This window comes from Pseudomonas sp. DR208, assembly GCF_019823005.1.
In the GTDB taxonomy this organism is placed as follows: domain Bacteria; phylum Pseudomonadota; class Gammaproteobacteria; order Pseudomonadales; family Pseudomonadaceae; genus Aquipseudomonas; species Aquipseudomonas extremorientalis.
Map to the genome: position 1 here is coordinate 2,882,237 of NZ_CP081944.1, position 8,980 is coordinate 2,891,216.

The 8,980-nt window shown below is 61.9% G+C and carries 13 protein-coding genes; 4 read left to right on the plus strand and 9 right to left on the minus strand.

Annotated elements, in window-relative coordinates:
- Position 1: 1 nt before the first annotated feature.
- Positions 2–394 carry a sulfurtransferase complex subunit TusD gene (tusD, locus tag K5K89_RS13120; protein WP_092245110.1) on the minus strand — a complete coding sequence of 131 codons (393 nt, stop codon included), beginning with the start codon at positions 392–394 and terminating at the stop codon, positions 2–4.
- 157 nt (positions 395–551) lie between these two features.
- On the opposite strand from tusD, the gene K5K89_RS13125 reads away from it, so the two are divergent.
- Entirely contained in the window at positions 552–1,715 is a 1,164-nt protein-coding gene (locus tag K5K89_RS13125) for a CaiB/BaiF CoA transferase family protein (protein ID WP_222541567.1), read from the plus strand.
- Positions 1,716–1,805: 90 nt separating this feature from the next.
- Here K5K89_RS13125 and K5K89_RS13130 read toward each other — a convergent pair whose 3' ends face one another.
- Both K5K89_RS13130 and K5K89_RS13135 read right to left on the minus strand, forming a co-directional pair.
- A complete protein-coding gene (locus tag K5K89_RS13130) occupies positions 1,806–2,300 on the minus strand; it encodes a SprT family zinc-dependent metalloprotease (protein WP_071492040.1) in 495 nt (164 codons plus the stop codon).
- Between the two features lie 127 nt (positions 2,301–2,427).
- Positions 2,428–3,030 (minus strand): Yip1 family protein, encoded by a 603-nt coding sequence (locus tag K5K89_RS13135; protein WP_058425452.1) that lies wholly within the window; start codon positions 3,028–3,030, stop codon positions 2,428–2,430.
- Positions 3,031–3,300: 270 nt separating this feature from the next.
- Here K5K89_RS13135 and ttcA point away from each other — a divergent pair, with 270 nt between their 5' ends.
- Together ttcA and K5K89_RS13145 are read left to right on the plus strand one after the other, a co-directional pair.
- Positions 3,301–4,125, plus strand: coding sequence for a tRNA 2-thiocytidine(32) synthetase TtcA (ttcA, locus tag K5K89_RS13140; RefSeq protein WP_058425451.1), 825 nt, complete (start codon positions 3,301–3,303; stop codon positions 4,123–4,125).
- Between the two features lie 67 nt (positions 4,126–4,192).
- On the plus strand, positions 4,193–4,864 hold the full coding sequence (locus K5K89_RS13145; RefSeq protein WP_071491878.1) for a DNA-3-methyladenine glycosylase I: 672 nt from the start codon (positions 4,193–4,195) through the stop codon (positions 4,862–4,864).
- Between the two features lie 94 nt (positions 4,865–4,958).
- Here K5K89_RS13145 and K5K89_RS13150 read toward each other — a convergent pair whose 3' ends face one another.
- From K5K89_RS13150 to arsC, 3 genes are read right to left on the minus strand one after another with little or no spacing between them, the layout of a single operon-like run.
- The gene (locus tag K5K89_RS13150) at positions 4,959–5,366 is read right to left on the minus strand and encodes a DUF2069 domain-containing protein (RefSeq protein ID WP_222541568.1); all 408 of its coding nucleotides are present in this window, start codon (positions 5,364–5,366) and stop codon (positions 4,959–4,961) included.
- On the minus strand, positions 5,350–5,964 hold the full coding sequence (gene wrbA, locus K5K89_RS13155) for an NAD(P)H:quinone oxidoreductase (RefSeq protein WP_071491876.1): 615 nt from the start codon (positions 5,962–5,964) through the stop codon (positions 5,350–5,352). The genes K5K89_RS13150 and wrbA overlap by 17 nt, the downstream gene beginning before the upstream one ends.
- Positions 5,961–6,314 (minus strand): arsenate reductase (glutaredoxin), encoded by a 354-nt coding sequence (arsC, locus tag K5K89_RS13160; protein WP_071491875.1) that lies wholly within the window; start codon positions 6,312–6,314, stop codon positions 5,961–5,963. The genes wrbA and arsC overlap by 4 nt, the downstream gene beginning before the upstream one ends.
- Positions 6,315–6,429: 115 nt before the next feature.
- Here arsC and K5K89_RS13165 point away from each other — a divergent pair, with 115 nt between their 5' ends.
- Entirely contained in the window at positions 6,430–6,891 is a 462-nt protein-coding gene (locus K5K89_RS13165) for a TlpA disulfide reductase family protein (protein WP_071491874.1), read from the plus strand.
- Between the two features lie 78 nt (positions 6,892–6,969).
- Here K5K89_RS13165 and K5K89_RS13170 read toward each other — a convergent pair whose 3' ends face one another.
- From K5K89_RS13170 to K5K89_RS13180, 3 genes are all read right to left on the minus strand, one after another.
- Positions 6,970–7,374 carry an META domain-containing protein gene (locus K5K89_RS13170; protein ID WP_071491873.1) on the minus strand — a complete coding sequence of 135 codons (405 nt, stop codon included), beginning with the start codon at positions 7,372–7,374 and terminating at the stop codon, positions 6,970–6,972.
- Complete coding sequence (locus K5K89_RS13175) at positions 7,371–7,811, minus strand: hypothetical protein (protein ID WP_071491872.1); 441 nt, start codon at positions 7,809–7,811, stop codon at positions 7,371–7,373. The genes K5K89_RS13170 and K5K89_RS13175 overlap by 4 nt, the downstream gene beginning before the upstream one ends.
- Positions 7,812–7,882: 71 nt before the next feature.
- A complete protein-coding gene (locus K5K89_RS13180; protein WP_092245123.1) occupies positions 7,883–8,872 on the minus strand; it encodes a 2-hydroxyacid dehydrogenase in 990 nt (329 codons plus the stop codon).
- Between the last annotated feature and the right edge of the window lie 108 nt (positions 8,873–8,980).

Genomic DNA, 8,980 nt, shown 5'->3' on the forward strand with positions numbered 1-8,980 from the left:
GTCACGGCCCTCCAAAACAGATCAGGCGATCGGCGGCCTGGGCGGCGTCGTGCAATTGCCCCAGGCCCGACAGCTCCCACGGCGCATCGAGGTTGACCGCACTGCGTTGATAACGGGTGGCTTCCTCCTCGTTGAGCACGCCACGACGCAAGGCGGCGGCGATGCACACCACGCTGTCGAGTTGGTGCGCGCTGACAAACTCACGCCATTGGCGAGCGATGTCCTGCTCATCCTGGGGCACAACAACCGAATTGGACGCGCTGTACACGCCGTCCTGGTAGAAAAACAGCCGCACAATCTCATGCCCGCCGGCCAGTGCCGCCCGGGCAAACAGCAGGGCGCGGCGCGAGGAGGGCGCGTGGGCGGCACAAAACACTGCAATCGCAAACTTCATGGAACACTCTGCAAGCAAACGTGGGCCAATGATAAAGCCGCCGCCGCGAAAAAGCCCGCCGTGATCAAAACGGTCACTGTCGGTGACCGTTCCGGCGATTGCCGACCGGCGCAAGGCTGCCTAGTCTGTGGGCATTCAAAACCGAAATGGAGTGCCCATGTCAGGTCCCTTGGCGTCCCTCAAAGTGCTGGATTTTTCCACCTTGCTGCCTGGCCCGTTTGCGTCGCTGATGCTGGCAGACATGGGCGCCGAGGTGCTGCGTATCGAGTCACCCACGCGCATGGACCTGTTGCGCGTACTGCCACCCCACGACCAGGGCACGTCGGCCAGCCACGCCTACCTAAACCGCAACAAGCGCAGCCTGGCGCTGGACCTCAAGCAGGCCGAGGCGCTGGAGATCGTACGGGCGCTGGTCAAGGAATACGACATCCTGCTTGAACAATTCCGCCCTGGGGTGATGGAGCGACTGGGGTTGGGGTATGAGGCATTGAAGGCGATCAACCCCCGGCTGATATATGTATCGATCACCGGTTATGGCCAGACTGGCCCGTACAGGGACCGCGCCGGGCACGACATCAATTACCTGGCGCTGGCCGGGGTGGCCAGCTACACCGGGCGCCGGGACAGCGGCCCGTTGCCACTGGGCGTACAACTGGCGGATGTGAGCGGCGGGTCGCTGCATGCGGTAGTGGGGCTGCTCGCGGCGGTCATCGCCCGGCAGCAGAGCGGGGTAGGCCAGTACCTGGATGTGAGCATGACCGACTGCTCGTTCAGCCTGAACGCCATGGCGGGTGCGGGCTTCCTGGCGTGCGATGTCGAGCCTGAACGCGAAAGCCATGTGCTGAACGGTGGCAGTTTTTACGATTATTACCGCTCGCGGGATGGGCGTTGGATGTCGGTCGGCAGTCTGGAGCCTGGGTTTATGCAGCAACTCTGTGACGCGCTGGGACGGCCGGAGTTGGCGGCGCTGGGCCTGTCGCCCACACTCAAGCAGGCGCTGCAGGTTGAATTCGAGAAACGTAGCTTTGATGAGTTGTGTGAGTTGTTTGCCGGGGTGGATGCGTGTGTGGAGCCGGTGTTGAGCCTGAGTGAAGCGGTGCAACATCCGCAGTTAAGGGCTCGGGCGTTGGTCAGTCAGGTGCCCAGGGGGGATGGCTCGAGCCAGGCGCAGATTGCCTGCCCGTTGAAGTTCTCGGAGGGGTTGCCAGCGCCCAGGCATATAGGCGCTGCTGTGGGGGCGCACAGTGATGAGGTGCTGGCGGAGTTGGGGTTCAGTGTTCAGCGCATACAGGATCTGCGGCGGACCAAGGTAGTAGGGTGACTGGATCGACGCCATCGGGAGCAAGCTCCCTCCCACACTCGATAGGCGGCGCGGTCAACAGGTGGGAGGGGGCTTGCCCCGATGAGGCCCTCATTCCACTCGGGTTTCACCGGTAAATACCAGCGTCTGCCGGCACCGCCTGCACAAATACCTTCGGCCCTGAGCCACCATGCCATGGCGCTGGGGCGAGAACGGAAAGTCACTGTCCGCGCACGGGCACTTGTAGATATAGCGGGTCACCTGGCGGCGCTTCACGGCATAGGTGTGGCAACGGTCCGGCGGCAGTTCGTAGACCCCGCGCATGATCAATTGCCATTCCTCACCATGGGGCTGGATGCGTTCACCAAACAATTGGTGGGCAATCAGGTGCGCCACTTCATGGGCTACGGTCTGCTTGAGGAAATGTTGGCTGTTTTCTCGGTACAACTGTGGGTTGAAGCGCAGCAGGTTCTCGTGCAAATGCGCGACACCGGCCTTCTGGCCCCGCAGCTTGAGGCTGACCTGGGGACGTTTGAAGCTTCGTTTGAAAAAGGATTCGGCTAGCAGGAAACAATCTTCGACGCGGGTATTGAGTTGCTCGGGCATGCTGTACATATCTCCAGAGACGCCCAGTATGCCGCAAAGCCGGGTGTTTCCGAATCTGTCAGGCGCCGAATGGTCATGCATGATGCACAAAGCCACCTTGCGGTGGCTTTGCCCACGGTTCATCTGCTCAGTTGGTATAGATCGGGCCTACGCCCAAGCCCCAGACAATCACGGTAAAGGCCATGATCGCCACCAGCACCACCAGCCCCACGGCCAGTATGGAACTGGAAAACAGGAAGCCTTCATCCGGATCAATGTTCATGAAGGTCGGCACACCTACATAAAGCAGGTACACCGTGTAGCAGATGGCCGCCGTGCCTACCACCATGCCCAGCCACATATGTGGATAGAGCGCCGCCAGCCCGCCGATGAACAGTGGCGTGGCGGTGTAGGTGGCAAACGCCACGCAGCGGGCCATGCTCGGGTTTGCGTCATAGGTACGCGCCATCCAGTGAATGAATGCACCCATCACCGCCACGCCGGCGAGCATCGCGGCGTAGGACATGATGGTCATCCACAGTGCGCTTTCCTGGGTCAGCATCACTGGCGCGCGGTTGCCGATGACCCAGCCGACCTGGGTGGTACCGATAAACGCGGAAACGGCGGGAATCGCCGCGAGAATCAGGGTGTGAGTGAGGTACATGTGGCCGATGCTTTCTTCTTTATCGCCACGGATTTCCCGCCATTCCTGGTCGGGATGGGTAAAAAGCCCCACGACGTGATGGATCATGCCAGTCACTCCTGTCGTTATTGCCATCGCCCCCCATCGGAGCGCCCACGGGCCAAATGGCCTCAAAGGTCCTGGATAGCTGTGCGACCTCTTGTCGCAGTATAGGAAGGGATGACCGGAATAACTGTAGGGCCTTTAGAGCGAATTGCGCTGTAAACGTTGGGGTTAATCGCAGATTGGAATGCAGCCCCCTCCCACATTGGAACTCGGTGATTCTTACCGGTAAAATGCTGGGCTTTTCGTCACACACCTCCAGCGGATCCAAGCGCCATGGGCACTCTTACGGTCAACCAGAACAAACTGCAAAAACGCCTGCGTCGCCTGGCCGGTGAAGCGGTCGCCGATTTCAATATGATCGAGGACGGCGACAAGGTCATGGTCTGCCTCTCCGGCGGCAAAGACAGCTACACCATGCTCGACGTGCTGTTGCACCTGCAAAAGGTCGCGCCGATCAAGTTCGAGATCGTCGCCGTCAACATGGACCAGAAACAACCGGGCTTCCCTGAGCATGTGCTGCCGGCCTACCTCAAGGAACTGGGCATCGAGTACCACATCGTCGAGAAAGACACCTACTCGGTGGTCAAGGAGCTGATTCCGGAAGGCAAGACCACCTGCTCCCTGTGTTCGCGCCTGCGCCGTGGCACGCTGTACACCTTCGCCGATGAGATTGGCGCGACCAAGATGGCCCTGGGGCATCATCGCGACGATATCGTCGAGACCTTCTTCCTCAATATGTTCTTCAACGGCTCGCTCAAGGCCATGCCGCCCAAGCTGCGTGCCGATGACGGGCGCAACGTGGTGATCCGCCCGCTGGCGTATTGCAACGAGAAAGACATCCAGGCTTACTCCGACTTCAAGCAATTCCCGATCATCCCGTGCAACCTGTGTGGCTCCCAGGAGAACCTGCAGCGCCAGGTGGTCAAGGAAATGCTGCTGGACTGGGAGCGCAAGACCCCGGGCCGCACCGAAAGCATCTTCCGCAGCCTGCAGAACGTGATTCCCTCACAGTTGGCCGACCGCAACCTGTTCGACTTCACCAGCCTGAAAATCGATGAGACCGCCGCGTCGCGCTTCGTCAATGTTGTGAACCTCTGAGCCCATTCAAGGCTCTGACACACGGCGCTCGCGGGCGCCGTTTTCCATTCAATTGCCAGGAGAGGGCATGCGCGATTACAAGTGGCTGCACGAATATTGTCTGAACCGCTTCGGTTCGGCGGCCGAGCTGGAAGCCCACCTGCCTGTGCCCAAGACTGCGGCGCAATTACGCAAGATCAGTGATGATCGCTACCTGTCGACCCTGGCGTTGCGCGTGTTTCGTGCAGGCTTGAAGCACAGCGTGGTGGACGCCAAGTGGCCGGCGTTCGAAAAGGTGTTTTTCGGCTTCGACCCGGAAAAAGTCGTACTGATGGGCGCCGAGCACCTGGAGCGGCTGATGCAGGACACCAGCATCATCCGCCATCTGGGCAAGCTCAAGAGCGTGCCGCGCAATGCGCAGATGATCCTGGATATCGAGCAGGAGAAGGGCAGCTTCGGCGCGTTTATCGCCGATTGGCCGGTGACCGACATTGTCGGCCTGTGGAAGTACCTGAGCAAACACGGCCACCAGCTCGGCGGGTTGTCCGCGCCGCGCTTTTTACGCATGGTCGGCAAGGATACCTTTGTGCCGAGTTATGACGTGGTGGCGGCGTTGAACGCGCAGAAGATCGTCGACAAGGCGCCGACCAGCCTGCGCGACCTGGCGACGGTGCAGGGCGCGTTCAACCAGTGGCACGCCGAGAGTGGACGGCCGATGTGCCAGTTGTCGATGATGTTGGCGTACACCGTCAACCATTGAGGCCGGGGTGATGCCATCGGGGGCAAGCCCCCTCCCACATTGGATAGGCGGCGCGGTAACAGTGTGGGAGGGGGCTTGCCCCCGATGACGTATTTCAGGCCGCTGCCAACCGCCGGTTCAACTGATGCCGCCAGCGCACATACAACAGTGCCGTGCAAAACACCGCCAGGCTCGCCAGCATCTCCAGCACCCCGAACCACTGCCGGTTCGGGTCATACGCCGCCAGCGCGCCCTTGATGAAATACAGGTTCACCACAAAGCACATCCATGAGTGCCCGCGCGCGCTGCCCAGCAGCATGCCTGGCGCCAGCACCAGCAAGGGCACCAGTTCGATCAGCAGGATCACCCACGGCCGTGCGCCGTGCAGATCAGCAACGAACAGGTAGTACACGCACAGCAACCCCACCAGGCCAAAAAACGCCAGCAGGCTCAGCGCGCGAGCAATTCTGACCCGTGGCTCCAACCACGCCTGGGGCCGCAGGACCTTAGGCTTCCTGGCCACGACCGCCCTCCAGCAGGGTGGCGGTGTTCGCCAGGCGTAGCCCCAGGGCGCGGCACAGGGCGATCTCATGCTGGTCGAGCATGCGCTTGCCGTCCGGCCCGGCGTGATGGCTGGCACCATAGGGCGTGCCGCCGCCCTGGGTATCAAGCAAGGCCTGTTCGCTGTAGGGCAGGCCGGTGATCAGCATGCCGTGGTGCAGCAACGGTAGCAGCATCGACATCAGCGTGGTTTCCTGGCCGCCGTGCAGGCTGGCTGTGGAGGTAAACACCCCGGCCGGCTTGCCGACGAGGGCGCCGGTGAGCCACAGGTTGCTGGTACCGTCGATGAAGTACTTGAGCGGCGCGGCCATGTTGCCGAAGCGGGTCGGGCTGCCCAGGGCCAGGCCGGAGCAGTGTTTCAGGTCGTCGAGGCTGGCATACAGCGCGCCTTCCTCCGGAATGCTCGGTGCCACGGCTTCGCACTCGGTTGAGATCGCCGGCACGGTGCGCAAGCGTGCCTCCATCCCGCCTTGCTCGATACCCCGGGCAATCTGCCGGGCCATTTCGCTCACCGAGCCATTGCGGCTGTAATACAGCACCAGCACATACGGCGACGTCACGGCAGGATCTCCAGTACGTTTTCCGGCGGCCGGCCGATGACGGCTTTGTCGGCGGTTTCCAGGATCGGGCGCTCCATCAATTTCGGGTGATCGGCAATGGCGGCGATCAACTGGACTTCGCTGAGGCTGGCGTCGGCCAGGTTCAGGGTTTTGTATTCATCTTCGCCGGTGCGCAGCAGTTGGCGCGCGCTGATACCCAGCTTGCCGAGCAGCGCCTTGAGTTGCGCGGCGTCCAGCGGGGTTTCCAGGTAGCGTACGACGGTGGGGGTGAGGCCACGGGCCTCCAGCAGCTCCAGCGCACCGCGGGATTTCGAGCAGCGCGGGTTGTGATAAAGCGTCAGATCGGTCATGTGCGGGTCGCATCTTGCGTAAGGTGGCGGGTATTCTACCCGTGCAGCGACCTGTCCTTAAACCGTAAGAGGCGATAGGCCGCAGCCAACGTTCATTTTTGCGAAGGATTACCCCATGACAAGGCGACTGATCGGTGCATTGGCGATCATCACAACCCTGCTGCTCAGCGGCTGCGGTAACGATTACGGCGTTGACCAATTTGGCAAGAAGGTGGCGTCCGAACGCTTGGACAAGCAGTGGCTGGTGGTCAATTACTGGGCCGAATGGTGTGGTCCGTGCCGCACGGAAATCCCCGAGCTCAATGCCTTGGCCGAACAGTTGAAGGCGCAGAACGTGGGCGTGTTCGGGGTCAACTTCGACAATGTCCAGGGCGAAGAGCTGAAAGCCGCCAGCGACAAGCTGGGCATCAAGTTCACGGTACTGGCGCAGAACCCGGAAGAGATTTTCGATATTCCACGCAGCGAAGCGTTGCCGGTGACCTACATCATCGATGACAAGGGCAAGGTGCGCGAGACGTTGATGGGCGAGCAGACGGCGGAAGGCGTGCTGGCCAGGCTCAAGGCCTTGCGCGGCTAGGGGCTACCCGGAATCAAATGTGGGAGGGGGCTTGCCCCCTCCCACATTTAGCTTCCATCAATCCATGGATTGGGAAAATCAGCCTTCTTCGAGCCACAATCGTATCGGCTTGCCCTCGGCCGGCCAGAACCGGGTCTGCTCGATCGGCGAGATATCCCAGCGCTGCACGCCTTGCAGGGCCTGGAAGAAGCGGTGTTCCTGTTCCATCAACGCTTCGGCGCAGAGTTTGCGGGTGCTGCCGATCTGGCCGAAGCTGAGCTTTTCACCGTCGACGGTGTAGGGCGCGAACCAATGGTTGCAGCCGCCGTTGCCATAGGCGCGACCATCGGCGCCGAGGGTGACGGTCAGGTGCGCGTAATCCATCAGCGGCCGCTCGCCAATCCATTCCACCACGTAGCTGTGATCCTGTTTGAGCTTGACCGCGTCGCCGGCACAGCCGGTCAGGCCCGCCCCGAGGGCGGCGAGCAGAAACAGGCCTCTCATTGCGCAGCCTTCTGGCATTTCGGGCAGCGGTGCTTGTCGCCCTCGCTGGTCCAGCCCAACTCGGCGATCCGCGCATTGGCGGCCGGTTGCAGCGGTTCTTTGGTCAGCTTGGTTTCCACCGCAAACTCGAAGTCCAACACGGCGTCGCAGCTGTCGCAGTTGACCTTCCAGGTGTGAATCTCCAACTCCCCGAACTTCGGCCCCTGGGCCATGGCGACCCACTGGCCCGCCGGGCGGATGGAGTAGCGCGCGTCACCTTCGACGGTGAGGCGCATCGACAGGGTTTTACTGCCGCGCAGGGAGACGATCAGAACGTCGCCATGCTTGATCGAGCCACCGTTGCCGGTGACCTGGTAACGGCCCGGCACCAGGGCGCGGCATTCGATCAGGGTGTGTTGCGGGCTCAGTAAACTGAAGCGGAAATCGTGTTCGGCCATGGATCCTCCAAATAGGCGCGGCATCCTATCACGGGTGCTGGCTCATCATGAGCCTGGTATGTAACCGCTGATCATCCTTCGACGAGGTTCTGTGCCCGGCCATCGGCCCAGGCGGCAATGTTGGCCAAAGTCGTGCCGGCGATGGCGGCTAGGGCCTCGCGGGTCAGAAACGCCTGGTGGGCAGTGATGATCACGTTAGGGAAGGTCAGCAGGCGTGCGAGCACGTCGTCCTGCAAGGGCAGATCAGAGCGGTCTTCGAAAAACAACTGCGCTTCTTCCTCATAGACATCCAGACCGAGGTAGCCGAGCTGGCCGTCCTTGAGCGCCTTGATCAGCGCCGGGGTGTCGACCAGCCCACCGCGACCGGTGTTGATCAGCATCGCACCCGGTTGCATCTGCGCCAGGGACCGGGCGTTGATCAGGTGTTTGCTGTCGGCGGTGAGCGGGCAGTGCAGGCTGATGATCTGCGCCTGGGCCAGCAGTTCGGGCAGGCTCACGTACTGCGCGCCCAGGGCCTGGACCTGCGGGTTGGGGAAGGGGTCGTAGGCCAGCAACCGGCAGCCGAAGCCGGCCATGATGTTGGCGAAGGTGGCGCCGATCTGTCCGGTGCCGACCACGCCGACGGTCTTGCCCACCAGGTCGAAACCGGTGAGGCCATGCAGGCTGAAATCGCCGTCGCGGGTACGGTTGCAGGCGCGGGGCAGGCGGCGGTTGAGGGCGAGGATCAGCGCGACGGCGTGTTCGGCCACCGCATGGGGCGAGTAGGCCGGTACGCGCACGATGGTCAGGCCCAGGCGCTTGGCGGCGGCCAGGTCCACATGGTTGTAGCCCGCCGAGCGCAGGGCGATCAACCGCGTGCCGCCCTTGGCCAACTGCTCCAGCACCGGGGCGCTGAGGTCATCGTTGATAAAGGCGCAGACTACTTCGTGATGTTCGGCCAGGGCCACGGTGTCGAGGTTGAGCCGGGCGGGCTGGAATTGCAGCTCCAGGCCTACGGGCAACGGTTCGCCGAGAAAGCTGTCGCGGTCGTAGGTTTGGCTGCTGAAAAGAATCACGCGCATCAAAAGGCTCCCCGCAATTAATCAGTTGGAAACGCTGGACAACTGTGGGAGGGGGCTTGCCCCCGATTAGGGTGTGTCAGCTACAGATGCTTCGACTGATACGACGCT

What these genes read in the sequence shown, in the direction of transcription:
- tusD (WP_092245110.1), bottom strand. Translation starts at nt 394, where the DNA reads ATGAAGTTTGCGATTGCAGTGTTTTGTGCCGCCCACGCGCCCTCCTCG.
- K5K89_RS13125 (WP_222541567.1), top strand. Translation starts at nt 552, where the DNA reads ATGTCAGGTCCCTTGGCGTCCCTCAAAGTGCTGGATTTTTCCACCTTG.
- K5K89_RS13130 (WP_071492040.1), bottom strand. Translation starts at nt 2,300, where the DNA reads ATGCCCGAGCAACTCAATACCCGCGTCGAAGATTGTTTCCTGCTAGCC.
- K5K89_RS13135 (WP_058425452.1), bottom strand. Translation starts at nt 3,030, where the DNA reads ATGATCCATCACGTCGTGGGGCTTTTTACCCATCCCGACCAGGAATGG.
- ttcA (WP_058425451.1), top strand. Translation starts at nt 3,301, where the DNA reads ATGGGCACTCTTACGGTCAACCAGAACAAACTGCAAAAACGCCTGCGT.
- K5K89_RS13145 (WP_071491878.1), top strand. Translation starts at nt 4,193, where the DNA reads ATGCGCGATTACAAGTGGCTGCACGAATATTGTCTGAACCGCTTCGGT.
- arsC (WP_071491875.1), bottom strand. Translation starts at nt 6,314, where the DNA reads ATGACCGATCTGACGCTTTATCACAACCCGCGCTGCTCGAAATCCCGC.
- K5K89_RS13165 (WP_071491874.1), top strand. Translation starts at nt 6,430, where the DNA reads ATGACAAGGCGACTGATCGGTGCATTGGCGATCATCACAACCCTGCTG.
- K5K89_RS13170 (WP_071491873.1), bottom strand. Translation starts at nt 7,374, where the DNA reads ATGAGAGGCCTGTTTCTGCTCGCCGCCCTCGGGGCGGGCCTGACCGGC.
- K5K89_RS13175 (WP_071491872.1), bottom strand. Translation starts at nt 7,811, where the DNA reads ATGGCCGAACACGATTTCCGCTTCAGTTTACTGAGCCCGCAACACACC.
- K5K89_RS13180 (WP_092245123.1), bottom strand. Translation starts at nt 8,872, where the DNA reads ATGCGCGTGATTCTTTTCAGCAGCCAAACCTACGACCGCGACAGCTTT.